The organism is Ralstonia sp. RL (assembly GCF_001683835.1).
In the GTDB taxonomy this organism is placed as follows: domain Bacteria; phylum Pseudomonadota; class Gammaproteobacteria; order Burkholderiales; family Burkholderiaceae; genus Ralstonia; species Ralstonia mannitolilytica.
The window spans coordinates 12,749-36,299 of the sequence record NZ_LWRX01000018.1 but is presented as its reverse complement, the minus strand read 5'-3'; the positions used below and the strand labels follow the sequence as shown (position 1 = coordinate 36,299).

The following is a 23,551-nucleotide window of genomic DNA, read 5'->3' as shown; positions in this document are numbered from 1 at the left end:
CGGAAGCAGCACCACGAATACGGGTGCCACCTCCCGTTGAAGCACTGTGCGGCGGAACAAATCGGAGTTTGCTCATGCACGTGCAGTGCTGTGTCCCGTGGAGCACGAGGCGAGCACTATTGCTAACGGCTATCTCAGCCCGGATTATCCCCACCTTCCTGCGCCTCACGCTCTTCGCGTTCCTCGCGCTCTTCACGGGGCAGGGTCAGCATGCCGGTGTTGTAGACGTACTCATACACCTCGCCGTAACGGCCCCATTCGATGCCGATCTTGAGCACGCGCTCGGCTTCTTCGGGCTTGAGGTACGCCTCCAGCTCGCGCAGCACGTGCTCTTCGCGGATCTCGCCGTCTTCGTTGGCTTCCAGTTCGGCGCGGATGTGCGCGGCCAGGGCCACGCGCTCCAGCAGCTTCTGGCCGAACAGCACCTTGCGCTCGGGCGGTTCGGTTTCCATGTAGGTCTTGCCGAACGGCGTGACGATGATGTCGCCGCGCTCGATGGTGGCCAGTTGCAGCAGGGACAGCGCTTCGCACGCGGGCAGCAGGTCGTCGTCGGTCACGCCGGCTTCTTCTGCCAGGTGCGGCAGGTCGGCGCGGCCGTTGAACGGCGCTTCGACCAGCAAGTCCAGAATGGCCTCCATCTGGCCGATCTCGGCGTCGGGCAGGCGGTAGGCAAGCTGCTCGGCGGCCGGCTCCACGCCCAGATGCACGCCCACGCGCTGCGGCGAGGTCATCAGGCCATAGACCTCGTCGATGAGGTTGCGCACGGCGGCGGAATCGCGGTTGCGCGGGCGCGGGAACGGCACGCGCACCTCGGCGCGGATGCGCCCCGGATCGCTCGACAGGATCACGATGCGATCCGCCATCATCACCGCCTCTTCGATGTTGTGCGAAACGATGAGGATGCTCTTGATGTTGGTGCGGCGGTCTTCCCACAGGTCGAGCATTTCGTCGCGCAGGTTCTCGCCGGTCAGCACGTCCAGCGCGGAGAACGCTTCGTCCATCAGCAGGAGGTCAGGCTCGGTGACGAGCGCGCGCGCAATGCCCACGCGCTGGCGCATGCCGCCCGACAGTTCGCGCGGCAGGGCGCTGTTGAAGCCCGACAGGCCGATCAGGTCGATGGCCTGTTCGGCGCGCTCTTCGCGCTCGGCCTTGGGCACGCCTTGCGCTTCGAGGCCCAGCTCCACGTTCTGCTGCACCGTCAGCCACGGAAACAGCGCGAAGGACTGGAACACCATCGCAATGCCCTGCACGGGGCCGGTGTACTCGCGCCCGCGAAACAGTACCTGGCCGCGATCGGCGCGCACGAGGCCCGCCATGATGCGAAGCAACGTCGATTTGCCCGAGCCCGATTTGCCCAGCATGGCGACGATCTCGCCCTGGCGCAGGTTGAGGTCCACGCCTTCGAGCACGGCGCGGTCGGTGTGGTCTGCGGTGCGGAAAATCTTCGAGACGCCGCGCAGCTCGATGACGCTTTCGCTGTTCGTGCCGGTGGTTGCCATGTTGGTGCTCTCTGCTATCTGTGCTTGGTAAGATCGCCTGGGAACGTGCTCAAGATCCGTAGCGAGCGCCACGATCCTGAGCGTGTTCTTAGAGGCGGGTGCGCTCTTGAGCGATGTCGTACAGGCGGTTCCACAGCAGCCGGTTGAAACCGACCACGAAGAGGCTCATCACCCCAATGCCCAATGCAATGCGGGGGAAGTCGCCCTTGGCCGTCATCTCGGCGATGTAGCTGCCCAGGCCCGTGGCCGTGAGGGTGCGGTCGCCCCACGAAACGTATTCGGAGACGATGCTGGCGTTCCACGAGCCGCCCGCGGCCGTCACCAGGCCGGTGAGCAGGTTCGGGAACACCGCCGGGATCAGGAACCGCTTCCACATCAGCCAGCCGCGCAGGCCGAAGTTGCGGGCGGCGAGCTTGAGCTCGGTCGGGATGCTCGACGCGCCGGCGATCACGTTGAACAGGATGTACCACTGCGTGCCGAAGATCATCAGCGGGGACAACCAGATCTCGGGATTCAGCGCAAAGCGCGCGATCAGCATCACCGCCAGCGGGAACATCAGGTTGGCCGGGAAGGCCGCCAGGAACTGCGCGACGGGCTGCGCGATGCGCGCGACGTTCGGGTTCAGGCCGATGCGGATGCCGATCGGCACCCACACCAGCGCCGCCAGGGCGATCAGCACGATCACCCGCACCATCGTCAGGAAGCCCAGCCAGAAGACGTGGCCCACTTCGGCCCAGCCGACTTCGGAGCGCACGAACTGCAGCACGTGCGCCACCGCCGCCAGCGCGGCAATGACGATGATGACGTCGGCCAGCCGGTGCGACCACGGAAAGCGCACGAAGCTGCTGCCGGCGCTGGCGGTCGGGCGCGTGCGGTCGGCGCCCCAGGCGAGCGTACGCTCGGCCAGCGCGGCGCCGCGTTCGAGCATCGCCTTGACCCACTCGGAGCGGCGCAGCAGATCCAGCAGCCACGATTGCGGCTCGCGCTCGGAAGACATCGCATCGAAGCGGAAGCGGTCTGCCCAGGCAATCAGCGGGCGGAACAGCAGCTGGTCATACAGGATGATGCCGATCAGCATGGCGACGATCGCCCAGCCGATGGCCGGCAGGTTCTGCTGCTGGATCGCCAGCGAGATGTACGAGCCGATGCCCGGCAGCTTGATGTCGTGGCCCGACACCGAAATCGCTTCCGACGCCACCACGAAGAACCAGCCGCCCGACATCGACATCATCATGTTCCACAGCAGCCCCGGCATGGCGAACGGTACCTCCAGGCGCCAGAAGCGCTGCCACTTGGACAGGCGGAACACCGTGGCCGCCTCTTCGAGGTCGGTGGGGATGGTACGGAACGACTGGTACAGCGAGAACGCCATGTTCCACGCCTGCGACGTGAAGATGGCGAAGATGGCCGCGCATTCCACGCCCACCAGGTTGCCCGGGAACAGCGCAATGAAGCCCGTGACGGTAATCGACAGGAAGCCGAGCACCGGGATCGACTGCAGGATGTCGAGCGCCGGCACCATGACCTTCTCGGCCGTGCGGTTCTTCGACGCGATGGCCGCAAACGCAAACGAGAACGCCAGCGACGCACCCAGCGCCAGCAGCATCCGGATGCTGGTGCGCAGCAGGTAGTAGGGCAGTTGCGCCACGTCCAGGCTCACGTCGAGCGGCTCGCCGGGCGTGTACGGCACGTTCATCTGCCGGGCCGCATAGGCCACGAGCACGATGGCGGCCAGGATGATCGGCAGCAATGCCAGGTCGAACCGGTTGGGCGGCGCGGTCAGCAGGCTGCCGAAATTGACGCCCAGGTTGGTACCGAAGCGGCCCCGGATGGTGGTTTCGTTGTCGTTTTGCTGCATCGTGGATGACCGGGACGAGGATCGCGGGCCAAAAACCCAATAGCGGCGCGCGGGCCGGAAGTTGGCGCAGTACGTGGTGAGCGCGGTAGACCGCAGCGCTTTCACAAGCGTTGCTTGGCACCCGGCGGCAAGCCGCCTAGTTTACCTTGCGTAACGTCGGACCCCGCCGCGCGGTTGTCAGTCTGACGACGTCACATTCCAGAAATGTGACAGAGATGCGACAACCCGGCCTTGTCATGCTCCGCCCAACACATCGCCTGCGTTTTTGCCCCGGAGAGCCTCCATGTCCGCCATTGCGCAAGTGATCGTTACCGTACAGGGCCGCGTCCAGGGCGTCGGCTATCGCGCGGCCTGCGCCGAGCGGGCCCGCGCGCTCGGCCTGCGCGGCTGGGTGCGCAACCGCCGAGACGGGACGGTCGAGGCATTCCTGGCGGGCCCCGCGCCGAACGTGCTCCGCATGCGCGAATGGATGTGGGAAGGGCCCGACGCCGCGCAGGTCACGCAAGTCGAGGTGGCCAGCGCCGCCCATGGCGAAACCCTGCCGCCCGGCTTCGAGGTGCGTCCGACCCTATGAGCGGCGCCGGCCGCGGGGCAGGCCGGCGGCGGGTCAGTAGACGTTCGGAACGATCATCTCTTCCGGCACGGGGTGGCGGATGTATTCCGCGTGATACACCCGCTCGGGCAGCACCACCGCCGGATGCGGCACGGGGTGATACGGCACCTGGCCCAGCAGATGGTGGATGCAGTTCAGGCGCGCGCGCTTCTTGTCGTCGGCCAGCACCACCCACCACGGCGATTCCGGAATGTGCGAGCGCTCGAGCATCGCCTCCTTGGCCTGTGTATAGGCTTCCCAGCGGCGGCGGCTCTCCAGGTCCATCGGGCTCAGCTTCCACTGCTTGAGCGGATCGTCGATGCGGCTCTGGAACCGCACTTCCTGCTCTTCATCCGTAACGGAGAACCAGTACTTGACGATCTGGATGCCGGAGCGCACGAGCATCTTTTCGAACTCCGGCACCGAGCGGAAGAACTCTTCGTATTCCTCGTCGGTGCAAAAGCCCATCACGCGTTCGACGCCGGCGCGGTTGTACCAGCTGCGATCGAACAGGACGATCTCGCCGGCGGCGGGCAGATGCGCTACGTAGCGCTGGAAATACCACTGCGTGCGTTCGCGGTTGGTGGGCGCCGGCAGCGCGGCCACGCGGCACACGCGCGGGTTGAGCCGCTGCGTGATGCGCTTGATGGCGCCGCCCTTGCCGGCGGCGTCGCGGCCCTCGAAGATCACGACGAGCCGGTGGCCGGTCTCGATCACCCAGTCCTGCAGCTTGACGAGTTCGCCCTGCAGGCGGAACAGCTCGCGGAAGTACATGCGCCGCGTTTCGCGGGCTTCCTCGCTGATGCCCTCGCCGCCGCCGAGCAGGTGGTCGTCGATTTCCATCTCCAGCTCCTCGTCCAGCGTGTCGAGGAGGTCTTCCTGCAGGCGCGCCTGACGCGCTGCGTCGCGTTCGCTCATGGTGTGTTGCTCCTGCCGATCTTGCCGAGAGTGCCGGGAGGGGCGCTGCGCACGGACAGCGCAGTGCAAGTCTAAGCCCGACTAGGTAGCACGGGCATGTGGCAGGGGAGTGACATGTGGGCTCTCAGCCAGCTGGAGGTGGCAGCCAGTTCGCATCCCGCAGCCGCTGCTTTACCGCTTCACTTGTGTCTCGATGCGCAGGGATCGTGCGGTCGTACAGTTCGCGCGTCGTAACGATGTATGTGCCCAGCGAATCGATAGCATGAACCTCAACAGGCGCCGGCAACGATGGCACGCTCTCCTTTGGCTTGTTGCCATAGACGAACCAATATACCGGCGGCACCGAAAAATCGGTGTCGTTAATGTCGGTGTGGTCGATCCAGGCCCAATCCGGCTTCCAGCACTTCACGGAGGCGACGAACAGTCGTTCAAGCGTGGAGGCGTTGAGGATTGTTTCGGCGATTGGGCCTTTGTTGGGGAAATCGACTTCCGCATTGTTAGAAGCATCTTCGCCGGCACGTCCCAGCCCGGCATGAATTGCTGCACAATTATTTTTCGAACTGAATAAAAGTGCGCTGAAACCAACCTCCGGATAAGTTCTATCCAGTGGAACGCCTTTTCTATCTCCATTTACCGGAGAAATTACTTTTTTATTAATCTCAGATATGTCATCTGGAAATTCAAAGAACCTCGATCGATAGTCGTCGTAATACCAGGTAAATTCCGGAAGAATTTCCCGCACAATCCCAACAAAATCTTTTATCTGAGCGGCACACTCTCCAGCGCTTTGCAGGCGCGCCCCCCAGATACAGCTCACTCTGTAATTTTTGAATTTCATTTCATCGCTCATCGCTCGTTAGAATGATCCATTTGAACCACTGTTCTTATTTAATGCATCTTCCACGTCTTTGTCGGGTGCAACCGGATCCAACGTTAGGTCTTATGCAGCCGGCTTTCCGTCAAACGTTGTCAATTCACGCGGAAATGCGCGCGTCACAGCGCGCCGCCACCGGCAGATGCAAACGCGGCCACACGTGGCGGTAGGGCGTTTGGGTTTTCCCGTTCGCCAATGGTGAGGTCGTTCTCTCCACGCGGGTCTTCTCCAGCGAGTTTGCGCGACGTGTCAGCTGAGAGATTCGCGAGGTAGCAGCCAGACGCAGCAGGCGGCCAAACGGAAGGGCGCTGGATGGTGCGGTTGCGTGGGGAGATTCACGCGACGCAAACCACGCGGACGGTGCGCTCCAGTGGTGTGCGGGGTCACGCAGGCGGCCCCGCGCATCGCCCTGGGTGGCGGTGGATTTGGAGAACTGCGCTGGCGTCGTACCAGCGCAGACGGCGCTTGACGATGGCTAGGGACGCGGGGCGTCACACCGCCCAATGGCTTAACTGGATTCGCCTTCCAGCATGAACTTGGCGCCGTCGTCCTGGCCGAGCAGGCGCACCAGCGTGGGCAGGGCTTCCTGCAGTTGCGCCTTGAGCGTCCACGGCGGGTTGACGATGAACATGCCGCTGCCGTGCAGGCCCAGGCCGCCTTCGACGGGGCGCCTGACGGTGAGCGTGACGTGCAGCCAGTCCGTGAGTCGCAACTGCTTCAGGCGCGCCGGAAACTGCGCCGCTTCACGCCGCTGCACCTGCGGATACCAGATCGCATACATGCCGGTGGCAAAGCGCTGCAGGCTGTCCTGCACGGCCTGCACGGTGCGGGCGTAGTCGTGCTTGTCTTCGAAGGACGGGTCGATCAGCACCAGCGCGCGGCGCGGCGGCGGCGGCAGGATCGCCTTGATGCCGGCAAAGCCGTCGCCGTCGTACAGCATGACCTTGCGGCCTGCACCGCGGAAGTTGTTGGACAGCACCTTGATTTCGGAGCTGTGCAGCTCGAACAGGCGCAGGCGATCGGCGTCGCGCAGCATCTGCCACGCCAGCCACGGCGATCCGGGGTAGTGCCGGAGTGCGCCGTTCGGGTTCAGTTCGCGCACCTGATCGAGGTACGCATCGAGCAACGGCGGCAGCGTTTCACCGCCTTCGGCCGCGCGCCACAAGGGGCCGATGCCGGTATCGAATTCGGCCTTCTTCTGCGCCCATTCGTGATCCAGCGCGTAGAGGCCGGCACCAGCATGCGTGTCGATGTACCAGAACGGCTTGTCCTTCTGCGTGAGGTAATCGAGCATCTGCACAAGCACAGCGTGCTTGAGGACATCGGCGTGATTGCCGGCGTGGAAGGCGTGGCGGTAACTGAGCATCGGCGGGCCATGTGCGCCCGGAGTATCAGGCGCGGGCAGAGAAAACGGTAGGCGCGAATCCTACCACCGCGCCGGGTGCGTCCCCAGCGGGACGCTGGGCAGCGCCCAGTGCGGCGGCGTGTCGGAAAGCTGCCCCGCGTGGCGCAACGCCGTGAGGGCGCCGAAGCCGGACGGCGTCGTCTCGAGGTACGCGCCGATGTCTTCGTAGCGCGGGTCGGCCGCGTCAAAGCCGTTGGAGACGCGGCCGAAGCCGCGCAGCCAGTGCGCCGTCTGCGCGAGCGACACGCGCACGTGCCAGCTCCCCCCTTCGGTCATGCGGCGCGCAAGCGCTGCCATCGCGCCGGCGGCCATCAGATAGCCGGCGCCGTGGTCCAGTGCCTGCGCGGGCAATGCACGCGGCCTGGCGTCGCCCGCCGCCTGGGCTTCCGCCCAGTTGAAACCGCTGGCGGTCTGCACGAGCGAGTCGAAGCCTCGGCGATTGGCCCACGGGCCGTCATAGCCGTATGCACACAGGCTGACGTAGACGATGCCGGGGCGCAGTGCGGCAACCTGCTCGGGACCAAACTGCAGCGCCGCCAGGCCGCCCGGTCGATAGCCCTGCACGAAGATATCGGCGTCGCGCAGCAGCGTGCGGAGTTGCTGGGCAGCGGCTGCATCGTGCAAATCGAGTTGCGCGGAGCGCTTGCCGCGCCCGGTGTCGATCACCAGCGGAGGGATGGCGGGCAGATGCGGCCCCGTGACGAGCAGCACATCGGCCCCATGCGCGGCGAGCGTCCGCCCGCAGACGGGCCCGGCAATCACGCGCGTGAGATCGAGCACGCGCACGCCCGAGAGCGGTCGGCCCTGGGCATGTGCGGGCAATGGCTGCGGTGGCGCATCGCCGATGCGCTCGATTGTCATCAGCGGCTGGCTGGCGACGGCGATGCCTTGCGGGTGCGCGTCCCACTCTTCAAACGTACGCGCCGCGGTGACGACCATGCCCGCCTGCGCCGCCGCGTCTTCAAACGCTTCGGCCTTCCATTGGCTCAATGCAGCGGCCACGGCGTCGCGGTCATACGCGCAGCCGAGCAGCTTGAGCACGCCGTCACGGTGATGTGGGAAGTTGGTATGCAGGCGCACCCAGCGCCCGTCGCCGCAGCGGTAGAGCCCGGCGATCTTGTCCCATGGCTCGGGCGGCAATTGGCCGTCGACGCGGAAGTAGCGCTCGGAGCGGAACTCCAGCGCGGCGTGGTGCATGTCGACCGACACCGTCTGCTCGCGCCCGGTGCGCAGCGTATCGACGTGCGCGGCGGCCAGGGCGGCGGCCGCGATGGTGCTCTGCGCGAGCGTGCCGACCGCAAAGGATGAGGGGAGCGCGGGCTCGGCGCCCGTCAGGCTGACCCGCGACAACGCCTGCGCCGGCTGACCGAGCGCCGCCCACAGCTGGGCAAGCGCATCGGCGGCTGTCACGGGTTGCACGGTGTCCTGAAGATCAGGCCTGCGGAATCTCGATCTTCACCTCGAGCACTTCCAGGTTGTCCTGGCGCTCGAGGTTGACCTTGATGTCGTCGTTGCCGATCTTCACGTACTTCGAGATCACGGCCACCAGCTCGCGCTGCAAGGCGGGCAGGTAGTCGGCGGGCGCACCGCTGGCGGTGCGTTCGTGGGCGAGGATGATCTGCAGGCGTTCCTTGGCGACGGTTGCAGTCTTCTTCTTCTCGCCCAGCAGGAAAGACAGAATCGACATGGATGTGCGTCTCCTTATTTTCCGCCGCCGAACAGGCGCTGCAGGAAGCCCGGCTTGTTGTATTCGACGTAGCGCAGCTCCTTCTCCTTGCCGAGGAAGCGGTCGATCACATCGTGATAGGCGTTGGCGACGTCCGTGCCTTCGAGGTGGATGGCAGGCAGGCCCTGGTTGGACGCCTGCAGCACGGCCTCCGATTCCGGAATCACGCCGATCAGCTTGATGCGCAGGATTTCCTGGATGTCGGTGAGCGACAGCATCTCGCCTTCGGACACGCGCTTCGGGTTGTAGCGCGTGAGCAGCAGGTGTTCCTTGATCGGCTCCTTGCCTTCCACCGCGCGGCGCGACTTGGACGACAGGATGCCCAGGATGCGGTCGGAGTCGCGCACCGAAGAGACTTCCGGGTTCGTCACCACGATGGCCTCGTCGGCAAAGTACATCGCCATCAGCGCGCCCGACTCGATACCGGCCGGCGAATCGCAGACGATGTATTCGAAGCCCATTTCCTTCAGGCCTTCGATCACCTTCTCGACGCCTTCACGCGTGAGCGCATCCTTGTCGCGCGTCTGCGAGGCGGGAAGGATGAAGAGGTTTTCGCACTTCTTGTCCTTGATGAGGGCCTGGTTCAGGTTGGCCTCACCGTGGATCACGTTGATCAGGTCATACACCACGCGGCGCTCGCAGCCCATGATGAGGTCGAGGTTGCGCAGGCCGACGTCGAAGTCGATGACGGCGGTCTTGTGGCCGCGCAGCGCAAGGCCGGCAGAAAATGCCGCACTGGTGGTCGTCTTGCCGACGCCGCCCTTGCCGGAGGTGACTACGATGATCTTGGTCATGGCTCGTATATCTGTAAGTTAAATCGCTCGGTTACTTCATCCGCAACGGTTCGAAAACCAGCGTGTTGTCCGCGAGCCGGACCTGCGCAGGCTTGCTGGCATAGGCGTCGGGCCACGGGGTTTCGCCGGTGCGGTAGATGCCGGCGATGGAAATCAGTTGGGGCTCCAGGCACGTGCAGAAGATGCGCGCGTCCAGATTGCCCTTCACGCCCGCCAGCGCACGGCCGCGCAGCGTGGCATACACGTAGATGTTGCCCTCGGCGATCACCTCGGCGCCGTCGCTCACCAGATCCAGCACGACGAGGTCGCCGCGCGCATAGATGCGCTGGCCGGAGCGCAGCGGGCGGTCGACGATCATGGTGCCGGGCTGCATGGCCACGGCTTCGGCGGGTGGTGCAGAAGGGGCGGGCGCGGCGGTATCGGACGCCTGGGCGTGCTCGGGGTCCTTGGCGTCTTTCTCGCCGCGCGGGCGACGGCCGTGGCTGTCGAGCAGCGGCAGGCCAAAACCCTGTGCCCACTCGGCCTGCTCGGGACTGGCCACCACGCCGATCGCGCGGGCGTGCAACCCTGCCAGGGTCTCGACCAGACGGTCGATGGGCAGGCGCTCGTCTTCGGCAAGGCGGCGCACGTCGATGGCGATCACGTCGTTGGAGAAGAACTCCGGCGTGTCGGCAAAGCGTCGCGTGAGTTCGGCGGCCAGGGCGTCCATGTCGGCGGTGCGCGGCGACAGCAGCAGGGCATCGACGGTGCCGCTGCGGATCTCGAACAGCGGCGCTTTCTTTTGAGACATAGAACGGCTACGCGGAAAAATGGGCTCATTCTAACGTTGTTGACGAAACGTCCAGGATTTTTTGCCCCCGCCGATCCCCCGTCTGGCCGAGAGCGCCGGCCGGTGCCCTTTTCGGCCACGCCGCCCCGCGCGCAAATGTCATCCGATGGTCACGGCACCGTCATGCGCGCTTCCGATACTCCCCGCTTCTGAGCCCCGGCCCAGCCCGCAGCTCTTTCGTGCTGCGCAAACGATCGCGCACACGCTCGGCAGTTCGTAGTCCGCAGTTTGCCGTTCGCAGACCACAAGAAGATCTTCAGGGAGAAGTTCATGCGAGTCCGACCGTTGTGTTCGGCGGCGTTGCCGCTTGCCGCGTTTTTGTCGCTGTCACTGGCTGCCTGCGGCGGCAGTGACGATAGCCCGTCCAGCGGGGCTAGCACGCCGGCCGCGACGGCCGCACCCGCCGGCACCAAGGCCACGCTGGCCGTGCTGGAGACCACCGACTTGCACACCAACGTGCTGTCGTACGACTACTTCAAGCTGGCCGCCGACAATTCGTTCGGCTTCGAACGTGTTTCCACCCTCATCAACCAGGCGCGTGCTCAATTCCCCAACACGCTGCTGCTGGACAACGGCGACACCATCCAGGGCACCGCGCTGTCGGACTACCAGGCCATGGTCAGCCCCGTCACGTGCGACCAGACGCTGGCGATCTACAAGGTGATGAACGCGGCCAAGTACGACGGCGGCGGCATCGGCAACCACGAGTTCAACTACGGCCTGCCGTATCTGTCGCAGGTCACGGGCAATACGTTCAACGTGGATGGCCTGCCCGATCCGGCCACGCAGAAGAAATGCGCGGGCCCGGCCTTCCCGCAGGTGCTGGCCAACGTGATGAGCGCGAAGACCAACGCGCCGCTGTTCCAGCCGTACACGATCATCACCAAGACGGTGACGGCCACGGCGCCGGACGGCAGCACGGTCAGCGCGCCGGTCAAGGTCGGCATCATCAGCTTTACGCCGCCCACCATCACGAGCTGGGACAAGCGCTGGCTCGACGGCAAGGTCTACACCGTCGGCATCAAGGAAACGGCGGCCAAGTACATCCCGGAAATGCGTGCGAAGGGCGCTGACCTCGTGGTGGCGATTTCGCACGGCGGGCTCGACAACTCGACGTATTCGCCGACGATGGAAAACGGCAGCTGGTGGCTCTCCACCGTGCCGGGCATCGATGCCATGCTGATCGGCCACTCGCACCAGCTCTTCCCCGATGCCAACAGCACGGTGAGCCAGTTCAACCTGCCCGGCGTGGACAAGGTCAAGGGCACGGTCAACGGCGTGCCGACCGTGATGGCGAACTACTGGGGCAAGCACCTGGGCGTCATCAAGCTCGGCCTGACGTTTGACGGCAAGACCTGGAACGTGGACAAGACGCAGACCACGGTTGAAGCGCGCTCGATCCAGAACGCCGACAAGACGTATGTGGCCGCCGACCCCACGGTCTCCGCCGCCATCGCCGCCGAGCACCAGGCGACGATCAACTACGTGAAGACGCCGGTGGGCAGCACGGACTTCCACATGAGCACGTTCTTTGCCGACGTGGGCGACCCGGGCGCGATCGAGATCGTCAACCAGGCGCAGGCCGATTACGTGTCGAACTACATCCAGGCGAACCTGCCGCAGTATGCGTCGCTGCCGGTGCTGTCGGTGAGCGCGCCGTTCAAGAGCGGCTTTGGTGGCGGGACCGATTTCACCGATGTGGCGGCCGGCCCGCTGGCGATCAACAACGCGGCCGACCTGTACCTGTATCCGAACACGGTCTACGCCGTGAAGGTGAGCGGTGCCGACATCAAGAACTGGCTCGAAACCGCCGCAAAACGCTTCAACACCATCGACCCCAACAGCGCGACGGTGCAGAAGCTGGTGAGCACGTTCCCGGGTTACAACTTCGACATGTTCACCACGCCGGACCTGACGTATGAAATCGACGTGACGCAGCCCGTGGGCAGCCGCATCAAGAACCTGCAGTACAAGGGCGCGGCCATCGACCCGGCCGGCCAGTTCATCGTCGCCACCAACAACTACCGCGCCAGCGGCGGCGGCAACTTCCCGGGCCTGGACGGCAGCAAGACAATCTATGCGTCGCCGGATGCCAACCGCGATGTGCTGATCAGCTACATCAAGAAGATCGGCAGCGTGAAGCGCGCCACCAATGGCTCGCAGCGCAGCTGGCGCTTCACGAAGCTGGCGAGCTCGGTGGCGCAGGTGCAGTTCACGTCGGCACCCAACCGGATTGCCGATGCCACGGCTGCGGGCATCACGAACGTCACGCAGGTGGCGGCCGATGACGGCTCGGGCAAGGGCCTGGCGGTGTACCAGATCGACCTGACGCAGTAAGCAGGAGCCCCGGCCATGCCTTCTCTTCGTTCTGCGTGGGCCGGTGCGCCGGCCATCGGGTCGCCGAGGCAATCGGTGCCGATGCTGACGGTGGCTGCCGCGCTGGCGGTGATCGTGGCCGCGGGCGGCTGGCTGTCGCACACGCGCCGCCCGCCCGACGTCGATGCCGCGCAGCTCGAAGCGTGGCGTGCGATGGTCGTGCAGGCGATGGCGCCCGAGGCGCTGCAGCAGTTGCGTCAACGCGCACGCAGCGGTTCAGTGCCTGCGCAATCGGCGTTGGGCGAAGCACTCCTCAACGCGCACGACGGCACCTTGCGCAACGAAGGCATGCGCTGGCTCGAGGCTGCCGCGCCGAGCGACATGCGCGCGCAACTGTCGCTCGGCAAGGCGCTGTTGCTCGGCACGGGCGGCATCGCGCGCGACTATCCGCGTGCACTGCATCTGCTGCGCCAGTCCGCCGACAAGGGCGATGCGGCGGCCGCGTATTACCTGGGCCTGATGCACCGCAGTGGTTATGGCACGCCCGTCGACCCCGCACAGGCCGCGCGCTGGTTCGATCGCGCGGCGCACCAGGGCATTCCATCGGCCATGTTCATGCTGGCCAATGCGTATCGCGAAGGCGAGGGCGTGCCGCGTGACGAAGCGCGCGCCCTGGCGCTGTACCAGGAGGCGGCCGAACACGAATTGCCCGAAGCGGTGCAGGCGCTGGCAATGGCCTACCAGAACGGCGAGCTCGGCCTCAAACGGGACGACGCTGCTTACCACCAGCAGTGGATCGAAACGGCGCATGCGCTGAAGCATCCGGCGCTCGCGCCGTAAGCGCTACCGTCCTCCGCCTTCCTGTTCCTCCCGGCTCAACACGATCCTCGCTGGCATGGCGATGGATCGTGTTCGTCCTATTGCGACGTGTTTGCACGACGCTGGACAGCCGGTGGTAACGCAGCGCCACGTCTGCATCTCAGGAGGCTGCAGAATGAGACGATTCCTAATCACAGAGTTTGACGCATGTGTTTTTATGTTGCCCCGATGATAACCAGGGAGCAAAAACATGCGCGTATGGTGCGCAAGACTCGCAGCGGGTCTGCTGTGCATTGGGGCAAAGAGTGCCTTTGCCTACAGCTGCGAAACGGTGACCAGCGACACACTGCTTCAACCCAAGGCCATGGCAGTCCAGCGCGATTTGCCTGTGGGTTCCGTCATTGCTGAAGTTGTGTCGGACGTCAAAAGCACCTTCAGATGCACGAATAGCGAGCCCCGATTGAGCTTTCAGGAGACCGGCGTCAAAGCCTTTGGCACCTACGTCGGCGACTTCGATGGTAAGCGCGTCTACAGCACCAATATTGAAGGCATTGGCTACGCCGTTGCCGGAACGCCAACCAGTCAGTGTGTCGGTAAGACTTACTGGGTCGACGGAATTGAAACAACCAACGTCGACCACAAGGTCTATTGCAGAGTGAACGGCATGTTCGGCTTTCAGCCGATGACAGCCAAAGCGACCATCCGCTTTTACAAGACGGCCGCGACAACGGGTACGGGCACCATTACAGCCAGGCAGGTGGGTTCTTTCATTTTGAAGAACAATCTAAGTACGTGGTTCCAACCTGAAGCGAAGATTAGCATCAGCGCGTTTGACGTCAGCTCGGTGTCTTGCACGCTGGGCAGCACCGCGATCAATGTGAAGATGGGCGACGTGCCGGTTGGCGCATTCAAGGGTGTGGGTACCTGGCCCGACAGCGCCCGGACGAAGGCGTTCGACATTCCGCTCACGTGTTCCGAGGGTGCCAGCATCAACCTGAAGCTCGATGGCACGGTGTATGACGCGACGAAGGGCATGTTGAAACTGGACGAAGCTACGAACCCAGCAAAGGGCGTCGCCATTCAATTGCTGTATGACGACCAGCCGGTCGAGCTGGCGAAAAGCTTCAAGTGGCAGACGGCCAGCGAAGACGGCACGTACGCCATTCCGCTCAAGGCCCGCTACGTACAGACGGACAGCAGCATCACGCCCGGCGCTGCGAATGGCAGTGCGACCTTTACGCTCACGTATCAGTAAAGCCCCTTCGCGTGGTGCATTGGAACGCGCGCTATCAGATTCGTCCTAGCTAAAAGCTACAGTCGGTGTGTTCAGATGCCTCTTTTCAGAAAAGAGGAGGTATCTGGACATGCGTGCGACGTACGTCGGGTTTGCGACGGGGCTCATGTTGATCCCGGCACAGGGAGCATTTGCTTACACCTGCGAGACCGTGACGAGCAGCACCACGGTTCAACCGAAAGACTTGACCATTCAGCGTGGTCTGCCCGTGGGCTCGGTCATTGCCGAGGTGGCATCGGATCTGGTGAGCACCTTCAAGTGCTCCAATACGGAGCCCAGGCTGCCTTGGCAGGAGGTCGGCATCAAGGCGTACGGGACATACGTTGCAGACTTCGATGGCAAGCGCATCTACAAGACGAACGTTGAAGGCATCGGTTATGCGGTTGGCATAACGGCAGGGTCGGATGACAAATGGGAGAAATGCGCTAACTTGATGCGCTGGGTTAACGGATCCGAGACAGATAATCCGAACCACTACATGTACTGCTCAGTGAACGGAATGTTCAGCGCGCTCCCACGACAAGGCAAAGCGCTGATCCGCTTCTACAAGACGGCCCAAAGCATCAGCGCTGGGTGGGTTTCGGGAAGACAGGTGGGTTCTTTCATCCTGCGAAACAACAAGACCTTGTGGCACACACCTGAGTCCACCATCAATATCGGCTCATTCAAGGTCGATGTCATGTCATGCACGGTGAGCAACACGTTGATTCCGGTGAAACTCGGCGACGTGCCCATCAGTGCGTTCAAAGGCCCGGGCACTTCGCCGCCTTCGAGGACGAAGGCCTTCAGCATTCCGCTGAACTGCGCAAAAGGCACAAGCATCAACCTGCAACTGGACGGGGCGGCACATGACGCCGCGCAGGGCATGCTGAAACTGGACGCTGGCTCGACCAGTGCCACGGGGGTGGCCATCCAGCTGCTCTACGACGACAAACCGATCGAACTGGCCAAACGCTTCAAATGGCAGGTGGCTGATGCGGATGGGGATTATGCGATTCCGCTGAAGGCGCGCTACGTGCAAACCGCCAACAGCGTTACGACGGGCATCGCCAACGGCAGCGCGACCTTCACGCTCACGTATCAGTAACGCGGCCTGGCCGCTCAATAGAGCCCACGGGTCTGGGCATGCAGTCGCACCAGGCCCAGCAACGCATCAATCTGCGGCGTCGGCACGCCGACGTGCTGACCGATCTCCCGCACCGATGCCACCAGTGCATCGATCTCCAGCGGGCCGCGCCCGGCTTCCGCATCCTGCAGCATCGACGTCTTGAACGCGCCAAGCTGCCGCGTGACGGCGCTGCGTTCTTCACCGCTCTGTTCGATCGGGCAGCCGATGCGCGCGCCGATCGCTTTCGCTTCTTCCATGATGGCGAGGCAAAACGCGCTGACCTGCGGGTCGTCGAGAATGCGGTCACACGTCGCGCCGGTCAGCACCGACACCGGGTTCATCGTCATGTTGCCCCACAGCTTGAACCAGATGTCGCGCTGGATGGCTTCGCTGCGTTCGATCTGCAAACCGGCGCGTTCAAGCAGCGCCCCGATTGCATCGAGGCGCGGTGAGGTGCCGCCCGCAGGTTCGCCGATGATCAATCGCTTGCCGAACCCGTGGCGCACGTGGCCAGGCGCAGCGGTCGAGCAGGTCAGATGCACCACGCAGCCGAGCACGCTCTTCGTTGGAATGGCCTGCGCGATGCGGCCGTGCGGATCCACCGATTGCAGGCGCAGACCTTCCAGCGGGCCAGGTCGATCAAAGAACCACCACGGCACGCCGTTCATTGCCACCACCACGGAAGTCTCCGGGCCGATGAGCGGGCCGATGGTTTGCGCCACGCTTTCCATGGCCGGCGCCTTCACGGCCACGACCACGACATCCTGCACACCAAGCGCATGCGCATCGTCACTCGCGTGCACCGGCACAGAGCGTGTGTTGCCGTCTTCGGTCAGTCGCAGCCCTTCGGCCTGCAGTGCTTGAAGCGTCGCGCCCCGTGCCAACACGTTGACGGGTTGATCGGCCAGCGCGAGCTTCGCGCCAAGATAGCCGCCGACCGCGCCGGCGCCCACGATGCAAATGCGTGTCATGTGATCAGGTTCGGTAGGAAGGGTCGATGCGGTCGATGGTGCGGGTGAGCGCGGCAAACACATCTTCGCCAGCGCCAAAATTCGGGTTGAACTGCAACGAATCGCGCGTGCAGTTGCGCGCAATCGCTTCGGGAATCTCCAGCACTGGGCCCATCGACGTGGAAGCCAGCTGGATCTCGCACGCGCGGTTGAGCAGCCACAACACCGCAAAGGCCCGCGCAATCGAATCGCCCCAGGCCAGCAACCCGTGGTTGCGCAGAATGACGGCAGGCTTGTCGCCGATGTTCTTGACCAGGCGCGGCCCTTCATCGGCATGCACGGTAATGCCTTCAAAGTCGTGATACGCGACCTTGCCGTGCAGCTGCGCCGCATAGAAATTGCTGATCGACAGACCATCGCGCGCGCAGGCCACGGCCATGCCGGCGGTCGTGTGGGTGTGCATCACGCAATGCGCGCCCGGAATACCGGCGTGAATGGCGGCATGCACGGTAAAACCGGCGGGGTTGACGGGCCAGTCCGGCTGACCCGGCGCGCGCTGCGCATTGCCCTGCAGGTCGATCTTCACGAGGTTCGACGCGCAAACCTCAGCATAGGTCAGGCCGAACGGGTTGATGAGGAAATGCGGGCCGCCATCGTCGGCGCGGCCATCTTCGGGTGACAGGCGCAGCGTGATGTGGTTGTAGATCAGCTCGGTCCAGCCGAGCTGCGCAAAGATGCGGTAGCACGCCGCCAGCTTCACGCGCGCGGCCCATTCATGTGGGCTGCACCAGTCCGGACGATGGGCCTGGATGCTCGATCCGGCGTCGGGTGAAAGCGAAAGCACCGTCATGACCTGTCTCCTGATCGCAGGGGCCATGCGCCGGTCGGGTTGCCGGCGCTTAAGTGATTCACATGTTAATGAATTTGCGCCGGGCGTCAAACAACGTTACATCTGCCGTCTGCTAGGGCAACTGGTTGCGCAGGATCACCAACCACTGCATGACCGAATTCGTGTACGGATCGAGCTGGTTGGCGTCATTCAACTCGGTGATGCTCATCGACGCGGATTGCTGCACGTTGCCGCCAATCGATTTCACTTCATGGCGCACCGGGTCCACCTCAACGACGAGGTCGCAGTGCATGGGCGTTCTGCCGGCCTGGATCTCGGCCGGGTCCGTCATGAAGCGATCGGCGCCGCGTGCGGTGCAGATGAGGTCGCCCGGGCGCGGCACGGCCGGCGTGCGTTCGAGCACGAAGGCGGGATGCTTGAGCAGATGGTCGCGCGCATCGGTGACGTATTCCGCATGCGTGGCGCCGGTCAGGAACTGGTCGTTCTGCAGGCCGGCCTTGCGCATGATCCACGAGATGAACACGGCCGACCACGCCCAGCCGCCGGTGGTCAGCTGGTGGCAGCTCGGCGTCTTGCCGACGATGGCCCAGTAGCGCTTGGCCAGCACGCAGCCGCGCGCGGTGGCTTCACCGCCCGTGCCGTCGGGATAGCGCAGGCAAGGGGCAGGAGCAGGAGCAGCGGGCGTCGCAACCGCTTTGGGCAGCGGCATGTCGGCAACCCGTTCTTCGTCCACCGGGGCAGGGGTGGGGTCGTCAGCCGTCAGCCAGCGGCCCTGGGGCTGATCGGGAAAGCCGCCGCCGGTCACGCAATACGTATCGTCACGACCCACCCGCACGACCTGACGGCCCCACCGGTCCCATTCGGTGAGGGCGATCTCGATCATCTTCTCGCGCGGCGTGGCGCCCGGCCGCGTCTGCACGACTTCGTTGTCGGGCAGCGGTTCGGCCTGCGGACGCGCGGGCGGCGTGGTGCAGCCGGCGAACCAAAGGACCGGTGCGATCAGGACGATCGGCAGGGCAATACGCAAAACGAGCGAATTGCGCAGAAGAGGGCGGGGCATGAAAGAGGAGGGAAGGGATGGCCTGACGGGGAGGCAGGCCTTCCGACGTGGTACGCCAATGCTGCGGTCGATTCACGCATGCAATGGCATGCCACGTCGTGGGCGCAGCAGACAGGGCTGGCTACGCCAGGATCGTCATTGCGTCAGGCGTTGACGGCGTCCTTGAACTTCTGGCCAGCCTTGAACTTGACGGTCTTGGCAGCTTCGACCTTGATTTCTTCGCCGGTGCGCGGATTGCGGGCCATGCGCTCGGCACGTTCACCTTGGCTGAAGGTACCAAAGCCGATGAGGCTGACCGCATCGCCCTTGCCAACGGATTCCATGATGGCCTGCAGGGTCACGTTCAGTGCCTGCTCGGCCTTGGCCTTGGTCAGACCGTCTACGCCGCTGGCGATGGCGTCGATCAGTTCGGTTTTCGTCATTGCTTGACTCCCTTCAAGAGTAGATAACACACACATCAGAGCCTCCGGGGGGCGGCTCCAAGGGCGACATGATACCGGCATGCGATTGGCGCCGGCACGTGAGCTTTGTAACGACGTATCGCGAGCGGGTTCCGTAAACCCGCATCGGGCTTGCATTGCGAGGCGGTCCCATCACATCGGCAGGCTGTTGAAGGCATCGGCTTGTGCCTGATGTGTTCGCTCGTCGATAGGATCGACGCAAGTCGATCGATGGGTTTACCTTTTTCTTTATGTATACAGATAGTAGTAGTAAATAAAGCCGCGCCCTTTCTGTGGATAACTCGGAAAATCGCTTCCGGTTCAAGCACTTGTTGAAAGCAAAACCGCTGGTACAGCGTGTGCCCCGGCGTGGATGGATCGCTGGTTTGCATCCACGCTCCATCGGCAGCTGCGTCACTTGTGCCCACACCATCGACAGGGCAGCCACAGACAGCCAACAGGCTTTGCCGGTAGTTATCCACAGCCGCAGGCCCGGTTATCCACATCGAGCGGCGAGACAGGGCGGCGGCACGTGTCGGGTTGCCATGCTTTTGGTGTAGGCTCTCGGCTTCGTTGATCGACGTTTCCGTTCTTCCCCGCACCTCCATGACACGCACGTCTGCTGATGCCATGCCGGCTCCGGCTGAGTCTCCGTCCGCGCCGCAAGCCCCGGCCAAACTGCGCCGCCGCGACCGCATCGAGGTGCGCCAATCGGGCGTGCACGGGCGCGGCGTCTATGCCGTGGCGCCCATCGCCAAGGGCAAGAAGATCATCGAATACAAGGGCGAGCACATCTCGTGGAAAGAGGCGCTGCGCCGCCATCCGCATGACCCGTCCGACCCGAACCACACGTTCTACTTCAGCCTCGAAGACGGCAGCGTGATCGACGCCAAGTACGGCGGCAACCGCGCACGCTGGATCAACCATGCGTGCAAGCCGAACTGCGAGGCGCGCGAGAAGGACGGCCGCGTGTTCATTCATGCGCTGCGCGACATCGAACCCGGCGAGGAGCTGTTCTACGACTACGGCCTCGTCATCGAAGGCCGCCAGACCAAGGCGCTGAAGGAACAGTTCGCCTGCCGCTGCGGCGCCAAGAACTGCCGCGGCACGATGCTGGCGCCGCCCGAGAAGAAGAAAAAGAAGAAGTGAGCCGCGCCTAGCCCGGTTCGCCGGCCAGCGGCACGCGCAGCACGATGCGCATCACGCGGGAGCCGTCGCGGGCTGCGGCGTCTTCAATGGCAACATGGCCGCCGTGCAGGCGCACGATGTCGTGCACGATGGCCAGGCCCAGGCCGCTGCCGTGTGGCTGCCCGGGGCGGTGATCCGCGTCGCCACGGAAGAAGCGCTGGAACACCTCGCCGCGCCGCTCCGGCGGAATGCCCGGCCCGTTGTCTTCCACGCTGACCACACCCCACCAGCGCGAGGACGCATCCGCTTCCATGCCCGCGCGCAAGGTGATGCGCCCGCCGGTCGGCACGTACTTGATGGCGTTGTCGATGAGGTTGTTGATCGCTTCGCGCAGCAGCACCGCGTTGGCCAGCACGGGGGCCTGCAATGAACCTGGCGACGTGGCTTCCTCTGGCCAGGCCTCGAAGCCCAGGTCGAGCCCGCGCGCAAGCGCGCGCGGCACCCACTCGGCACCGGCATCGAACGCAAGCGATACGAGATCCACGCGCACCGGCGGCCCCAGTTGCTCGAGCGTCATGCCGGGCTCGGCCCGTGCCAGCGTCAGCAGCTGGTTCGACAGCCGGATGGCCCGGTTGGCACCCGATTGCAGTTCGAGCAGGGCAGGGCGCGCGTCTTCCAGCGTCGTGGCCTGCACGGCGTGATCGGCGTGCAGCTTCAACGCGGTGAGCGGCGTGCGCAACTGATGGGCCGCATCGGCGATGAAGGTGCGCTGCGCTTCGAGTGCATCGCGCAGGCGCGCCAGCAAGGCATTCATGGCGTTGATGAGCGGCTGCAGCTCGGCCGGCACGCGCTCCGCCGATTCGGCGGGAAGGGGCCTGACGGACTGCGCGCTTTGCCGGTTGAGCGTATCGGCCAGCGTCTGCAGCGGCTGCAGTTCTTCCTTGAGCACGAGCGAGAGGATCAGCCCGCCCACGGCCAGCAGCACGATCAGCGGAATCGATACCGATAGCAGCACTTCCTTGGCCGCCGCATCACGGTGGTCCAGCAGTTCGGCCACTTCCACGACGATGCTGTTGTCGGGCTGCATCGCATCGGGCGGCTTGGACGGATTGAACGCGGGCGCCGTCTGGGCCTGCGTGGGCGCCAGCGCGGGCCGCGTGACGTCGTCTTCCGGATCGGGCGGCGCCGGCTGGCGCGGCGAAACCGGCTTTGGCACATCGGCGGTCACACCCGGCACGGGCAGGCGCACGGCGCGCACTTGCTTGCCGTCGATCCAGCTGTAGAACACGCGCGCCTCGCCAATGCGCACCTGTCCCGAGCCGTAGCCGAGCGCCGTGTCGCGCCCGATCAGCGTGCCCGCGGGCCCGGCAATGCGCCAGAAGATGCGGTCTTCTCCGCTGTTCTGCACCAGCGTCTGCGCGGTAAGGGCGATGTCGTACAGCCTGGCCGGCGGCACGTGCGGCCCGGCCAGGCGCATTTGCTCGGCCAGCGTATTGGCCACGCCCACCAGCGCCCGATCGAATACCTGCGCGGTGTAATGCGCCGCCAGCCAGTACGAGAGCGCACCCGTGCCGACCACGAGGCCGAACAGCGGCGTCGCCAGCGCCCGCAGCAGATGCAGCCGGAGGCTGAGTGCGCCGTGGGCGGGCGCAGGCGCGGCAGGCCGGTGGCGTTTGAACATGATGCGGCGCTACGCCGGAGCGCGTGCCTGCAGCAGATAGCCAAAGCCGCGCACGGTGACGATCTCGGCTTCGGAGTGTTCGATCTTGCGGCGCACGCGATGCACATAGACTTCGATGGCCGTATCGCCCACTACATCGTGGCTCGCCTCGCCGATGGCGTGACCAAAGCTGGCCAGATGCTCCTGCAGCTGCACCTTGCTGACCACGCGGCCCTGACGCAGCATCAGCAGTTCCAGCACGGCAAACTCTCGCGGCGACAGCTCCAGCGGCGCGGCATCGACAAAGATGCGCCGCTCCACGCCGCTCAGGCGAAGTCGCCCGACCAGGATGTCCGGCCGCGCCGCGGGCTCGGAAGGATCGCCGCGGCGGCGCAGCAGCGCACCGACACGCGCCACGAGCTCGGGCATTTCGAAGGGCTTGAGGAGGTAATCGTCGGCGCCGGCATTCAGGCCGTTGACCTTATCGGAAAGGCCGTCGCGGGCGGTGAGGATCAGCACCGGCGTGGCGCGGTCGCGCGCGCGGAACTGCGACAACAGCGTCATGCCGTCGATGCCCGGCAAGCCGAGATCCAGGATCACCAGGTCGTGCGTCTGCCGGGCCAGCTGCTCGGCGGCGAAGACACCGTCATGCACGGCATGCACGCGGTGTCCGGCCTGCGTCAGTCCGGCATGGATGCCGCTGGCAATGGCGCGGTCGTCTTCAATCAGCAGGATGCGCATGGGGCGGTCCGCAAAGCGCGGCGGAAAAGGAATCGGTGCGGTTTGGCAGCGCTACAATGCGCGGATGACCGAAGCCCTGCTCACCATCACCGACCTGGAGGCCGCCATCAATTACTGGCGTGCCCGTTCGCCCGCCCAGGGCGAGGAACTGCGGCTGTGTGCCGAGGCGTCGGCGTTGGCCAAGCCGTATGCGCTGATGATTGTACAAGGCGCCACCCGCATCGCCCCGGAGCAATTGGGCGACAAGGCGCGGGCGGCGTATGAAGCGTGGCGCGCGGCCACGCAGGGCTGAGCGCCAGCAGCAGCGGCGTTACTTCGCGCCGGTTGTCCTGGCGGCCTGCTCGATGAAGCGGGCGAGATCGGCGTCACGGTGCGTGAGGCCGTTTGCGTCGTGCGTCGACAGGGTGATGTCGACGCGATTCCACACGTTGAACCACTCCGGGTGGTGATTCATCTGCTCGGCCTTGATCGCCACGCGCGTCATGAAGCCGAACGCGGCGTTGAAGTCGGCAAAGGTGAAGGTTTTCTGGATGGCGTCGCGGTCCTTCTGCAGCTGCCATCCGGGCAGCTCGGCAAACAGGGCCTTGCGTTGGTCGTCGTTGAGCGTGGGCATCATGATGGGTCACGGAAATCGGTCGAGAATGCGCGCAGTATAGTCAGCGCCCAGAACGTGTTGTGCCCGGAAGCATG

The 23,551-nt window shown here is 64.6% G+C and carries 23 protein-coding genes; 7 read left to right on the top strand and 16 right to left on the bottom strand.

All coding sequences use genetic code 11. The features are described from left to right. Window positions 1-134: 134 nt before the first annotated feature. Together A6M56_RS02840 and A6M56_RS02835 are read right to left on the bottom strand one after the other, a co-directional pair. Window positions 135-1,499 (bottom strand): ABC transporter ATP-binding protein, encoded by a 1,365-nt coding sequence (locus tag A6M56_RS02840; RefSeq protein WP_102080440.1) that lies wholly within the window; start codon window positions 1,497-1,499, stop codon window positions 135-137. 88 nt (window positions 1,500-1,587) lie between these two features. Continuing rightward, entirely contained in the window at window positions 1,588-3,357 is a 1,770-nt protein-coding gene (locus A6M56_RS02835; RefSeq protein WP_045785332.1) for an ABC transporter permease, read from the bottom strand. A 283-nt stretch (window positions 3,358-3,640) separates the two neighbouring features. On the opposite strand from A6M56_RS02835, the gene A6M56_RS02830 reads away from it, so the two are divergent. After that, window positions 3,641-3,931 carry an acylphosphatase gene (locus A6M56_RS02830; protein ID WP_102080439.1) on the top strand — a complete coding sequence of 97 codons (291 nt, stop codon included), beginning with the start codon at window positions 3,641-3,643 and terminating at the stop codon, window positions 3,929-3,931. A 33-nt stretch (window positions 3,932-3,964) separates the two neighbouring features. On the opposite strand, the gene ppk2 is transcribed toward A6M56_RS02830, so the two are convergent. The 7 genes from ppk2 to minC all read right to left on the bottom strand — a co-directional run bounded on the left by ppk2 (window position 3,965) and on the right by minC (window position 10,456). Continuing rightward, the gene (gene ppk2, locus A6M56_RS02825; protein ID WP_045785330.1) at window positions 3,965-4,867 is read right to left on the bottom strand and encodes a polyphosphate kinase 2; all 903 of its coding nucleotides are present in this window, start codon (window positions 4,865-4,867) and stop codon (window positions 3,965-3,967) included. A 124-nt stretch (window positions 4,868-4,991) separates the two neighbouring features. Next, entirely contained in the window at window positions 4,992-5,705 is a 714-nt protein-coding gene (locus tag A6M56_RS02820; protein WP_180964273.1) for an Imm52 family immunity protein, read from the bottom strand. 544 nt (window positions 5,706-6,249) lie between these two features. Further along, window positions 6,250-7,107: a 23S rRNA (adenine(2030)-N(6))-methyltransferase RlmJ gene (locus A6M56_RS02815; protein WP_102080437.1), complete on the bottom strand. Its 858-nt coding sequence runs from the start codon at window positions 7,105-7,107 to the stop codon at window positions 6,250-6,252. Window positions 7,108-7,167: 60 nt separating this feature from the next. Continuing rightward, the gene (locus A6M56_RS02810; RefSeq protein WP_102080436.1) at window positions 7,168-8,565 is read right to left on the bottom strand and encodes a CoA transferase; all 1,398 of its coding nucleotides are present in this window, start codon (window positions 8,563-8,565) and stop codon (window positions 7,168-7,170) included. A 13-nt stretch (window positions 8,566-8,578) separates the two neighbouring features. Then, window positions 8,579-8,833, bottom strand: coding sequence for a cell division topological specificity factor MinE (minE, locus tag A6M56_RS02805; RefSeq protein WP_024977189.1), 255 nt, complete (start codon window positions 8,831-8,833; stop codon window positions 8,579-8,581). 14 nt (window positions 8,834-8,847) lie between these two features. Then, window positions 8,848-9,666 (bottom strand): septum site-determining protein MinD, encoded by an 819-nt coding sequence (gene minD / locus A6M56_RS02800; protein WP_045785326.1) that lies wholly within the window; start codon window positions 9,664-9,666, stop codon window positions 8,848-8,850. Between the two features lie 31 nt (window positions 9,667-9,697). Further along, window positions 9,698-10,456, bottom strand: coding sequence for a septum site-determining protein MinC (gene minC / locus A6M56_RS02795; protein WP_045785325.1), 759 nt, complete (start codon window positions 10,454-10,456; stop codon window positions 9,698-9,700). A gap of 309 nt (window positions 10,457-10,765) precedes the next feature. On the opposite strand from minC, the gene A6M56_RS02790 reads away from it, so the two are divergent. The 4 genes from A6M56_RS02790 (at window position 10,766) to A6M56_RS02775 (ending at window position 16,011) form a co-directional block, all read left to right on the top strand. Continuing rightward, complete coding sequence (locus tag A6M56_RS02790) at window positions 10,766-12,832, top strand: bifunctional 2',3'-cyclic-nucleotide 2'-phosphodiesterase/3'-nucleotidase (protein WP_102080946.1); 2,067 nt, start codon at window positions 10,766-10,768, stop codon at window positions 12,830-12,832. Window positions 12,833-12,847: 15 nt separating this feature from the next. Continuing rightward, window positions 12,848-13,651, top strand: coding sequence for a tetratricopeptide repeat protein (locus tag A6M56_RS02785; protein ID WP_102080435.1), 804 nt, complete (start codon window positions 12,848-12,850; stop codon window positions 13,649-13,651). A 310-nt stretch (window positions 13,652-13,961) separates the two neighbouring features. After that, window positions 13,962-14,885 (top strand): fimbrial protein, encoded by a 924-nt coding sequence (locus tag A6M56_RS02780; RefSeq protein WP_180964272.1) that lies wholly within the window; start codon window positions 13,962-13,964, stop codon window positions 14,883-14,885. A gap of 109 nt (window positions 14,886-14,994) precedes the next feature. Next, window positions 14,995-16,011, top strand: coding sequence for a fimbrial protein (locus tag A6M56_RS02775; protein ID WP_102080432.1), 1,017 nt, complete (start codon window positions 14,995-14,997; stop codon window positions 16,009-16,011). A gap of 14 nt (window positions 16,012-16,025) precedes the next feature. Here A6M56_RS02775 and A6M56_RS02770 read toward each other — a convergent pair whose 3' ends face one another. The 4 genes from A6M56_RS02770 to A6M56_RS02755 all read right to left on the bottom strand — a co-directional run bounded on the left by A6M56_RS02770 (window position 16,026) and on the right by A6M56_RS02755 (window position 19,314). Further along, complete coding sequence (locus A6M56_RS02770; RefSeq protein WP_045785321.1) at window positions 16,026-17,003, bottom strand: 2-dehydropantoate 2-reductase; 978 nt, start codon at window positions 17,001-17,003, stop codon at window positions 16,026-16,028. 4 nt (window positions 17,004-17,007) lie between these two features. Beyond that, window positions 17,008-17,832 (bottom strand): class II aldolase/adducin family protein, encoded by an 825-nt coding sequence (locus tag A6M56_RS02765; RefSeq protein WP_045785320.1) that lies wholly within the window; start codon window positions 17,830-17,832, stop codon window positions 17,008-17,010. Window positions 17,833-17,944: 112 nt separating this feature from the next. Continuing rightward, window positions 17,945-18,892, bottom strand: a complete 948-nt coding sequence (locus tag A6M56_RS02760) for a DUF2272 domain-containing protein (RefSeq protein WP_102080431.1) — start codon at window positions 18,890-18,892, stop codon at window positions 17,945-17,947. Between the two features lie 143 nt (window positions 18,893-19,035). After that, the gene (locus A6M56_RS02755; RefSeq protein WP_004628548.1) at window positions 19,036-19,314 is read right to left on the bottom strand and encodes an HU family DNA-binding protein; all 279 of its coding nucleotides are present in this window, start codon (window positions 19,312-19,314) and stop codon (window positions 19,036-19,038) included. 624 nt (window positions 19,315-19,938) lie between these two features. On the opposite strand from A6M56_RS02755, the gene A6M56_RS02750 reads away from it, so the two are divergent. After that, the gene (locus tag A6M56_RS02750) at window positions 19,939-20,481 is read left to right on the top strand and encodes an SET domain-containing protein (protein WP_082062829.1); all 543 of its coding nucleotides are present in this window, start codon (window positions 19,939-19,941) and stop codon (window positions 20,479-20,481) included. A gap of 7 nt (window positions 20,482-20,488) precedes the next feature. Here A6M56_RS02750 and A6M56_RS02745 read toward each other — a convergent pair whose 3' ends face one another. Together A6M56_RS02745 and A6M56_RS02740 are read right to left on the bottom strand one after the other, a co-directional pair. Next, entirely contained in the window at window positions 20,489-22,141 is a 1,653-nt protein-coding gene (locus tag A6M56_RS02745) for a sensor histidine kinase (RefSeq protein ID WP_045785318.1), read from the bottom strand. A 9-nt stretch (window positions 22,142-22,150) separates the two neighbouring features. Continuing rightward, on the bottom strand, window positions 22,151-22,861 hold the full coding sequence (locus A6M56_RS02740; protein ID WP_045785317.1) for a response regulator transcription factor: 711 nt from the start codon (window positions 22,859-22,861) through the stop codon (window positions 22,151-22,153). Between the two features lie 64 nt (window positions 22,862-22,925). Here A6M56_RS02740 and A6M56_RS02735 point away from each other — a divergent pair, with 64 nt between their 5' ends. After that, entirely contained in the window at window positions 22,926-23,153 is a 228-nt protein-coding gene (locus tag A6M56_RS02735; RefSeq protein ID WP_045785316.1) for a DUF3717 domain-containing protein, read from the top strand. Between the two features lie 18 nt (window positions 23,154-23,171). On the opposite strand, the gene A6M56_RS02730 is transcribed toward A6M56_RS02735, so the two are convergent. Continuing rightward, window positions 23,172-23,477 carry a 4a-hydroxytetrahydrobiopterin dehydratase gene (locus A6M56_RS02730; RefSeq protein ID WP_045785315.1) on the bottom strand — a complete coding sequence of 102 codons (306 nt, stop codon included), beginning with the start codon at window positions 23,475-23,477 and terminating at the stop codon, window positions 23,172-23,174. Window positions 23,478-23,551 lie beyond the last annotated feature (74 nt).

Excerpts from the sequence above, each read along its gene's own strand:
- A6M56_RS02840 (WP_102080440.1), bottom strand. The coding sequence starts at position 1,499 with ATGGCAACCACCGGCACGAACAGCGAAAGCGTCATCGAGCTGCGCGGC.
- A6M56_RS02835 (WP_045785332.1), bottom strand. The coding sequence starts at position 3,357 with ATGCAGCAAAACGACAACGAAACCACCATCCGGGGCCGCTTCGGTACC.
- A6M56_RS02830 (WP_102080439.1), top strand. The coding sequence starts at position 3,641 with ATGTCCGCCATTGCGCAAGTGATCGTTACCGTACAGGGCCGCGTCCAG.
- ppk2 (WP_045785330.1), bottom strand. The coding sequence starts at position 4,867 with ATGAGCGAACGCGACGCAGCGCGTCAGGCGCGCCTGCAGGAAGACCTC.
- A6M56_RS02820 (WP_180964273.1), bottom strand. The coding sequence starts at position 5,705 with ATGAAATTCAAAAATTACAGAGTGAGCTGTATCTGGGGGGCGCGCCTG.
- A6M56_RS02815 (WP_102080437.1), bottom strand. The coding sequence starts at position 7,107 with ATGCTCAGTTACCGCCACGCCTTCCACGCCGGCAATCACGCCGATGTC.
- minE (WP_024977189.1), bottom strand. The coding sequence starts at position 8,833 with ATGTCGATTCTGTCTTTCCTGCTGGGCGAGAAGAAGAAGACTGCAACC.
- minD (WP_045785326.1), bottom strand. The coding sequence starts at position 9,666 with ATGACCAAGATCATCGTAGTCACCTCCGGCAAGGGCGGCGTCGGCAAG.
- minC (WP_045785325.1), bottom strand. The coding sequence starts at position 10,456 with ATGTCTCAAAAGAAAGCGCCGCTGTTCGAGATCCGCAGCGGCACCGTC.
- A6M56_RS02790 (WP_102080946.1), top strand. The coding sequence starts at position 10,766 with ATGCGAGTCCGACCGTTGTGTTCGGCGGCGTTGCCGCTTGCCGCGTTT.
- A6M56_RS02785 (WP_102080435.1), top strand. The coding sequence starts at position 12,848 with ATGCCTTCTCTTCGTTCTGCGTGGGCCGGTGCGCCGGCCATCGGGTCG.
- A6M56_RS02775 (WP_102080432.1), top strand. The coding sequence starts at position 14,995 with ATGCGTGCGACGTACGTCGGGTTTGCGACGGGGCTCATGTTGATCCCG.
- A6M56_RS02770 (WP_045785321.1), bottom strand. The coding sequence starts at position 17,003 with ATGACACGCATTTGCATCGTGGGCGCCGGCGCGGTCGGCGGCTATCTT.
- A6M56_RS02765 (WP_045785320.1), bottom strand. The coding sequence starts at position 17,832 with ATGACGGTGCTTTCGCTTTCACCCGACGCCGGATCGAGCATCCAGGCC.
- A6M56_RS02760 (WP_102080431.1), bottom strand. The coding sequence starts at position 18,892 with ATGCCCCGCCCTCTTCTGCGCAATTCGCTCGTTTTGCGTATTGCCCTG.
- A6M56_RS02755 (WP_004628548.1), bottom strand. The coding sequence starts at position 19,314 with ATGACGAAAACCGAACTGATCGACGCCATCGCCAGCGGCGTAGACGGT.
- A6M56_RS02750 (WP_082062829.1), top strand. The coding sequence starts at position 19,939 with ATGACACGCACGTCTGCTGATGCCATGCCGGCTCCGGCTGAGTCTCCG.
- A6M56_RS02745 (WP_045785318.1), bottom strand. The coding sequence starts at position 22,141 with ATGTTCAAACGCCACCGGCCTGCCGCGCCTGCGCCCGCCCACGGCGCA.
- A6M56_RS02740 (WP_045785317.1), bottom strand. The coding sequence starts at position 22,861 with ATGCGCATCCTGCTGATTGAAGACGACCGCGCCATTGCCAGCGGCATC.
- A6M56_RS02735 (WP_045785316.1), top strand. The coding sequence starts at position 22,926 with ATGACCGAAGCCCTGCTCACCATCACCGACCTGGAGGCCGCCATCAAT.
- A6M56_RS02730 (WP_045785315.1), bottom strand. The coding sequence starts at position 23,477 with ATGATGCCCACGCTCAACGACGACCAACGCAAGGCCCTGTTTGCCGAG.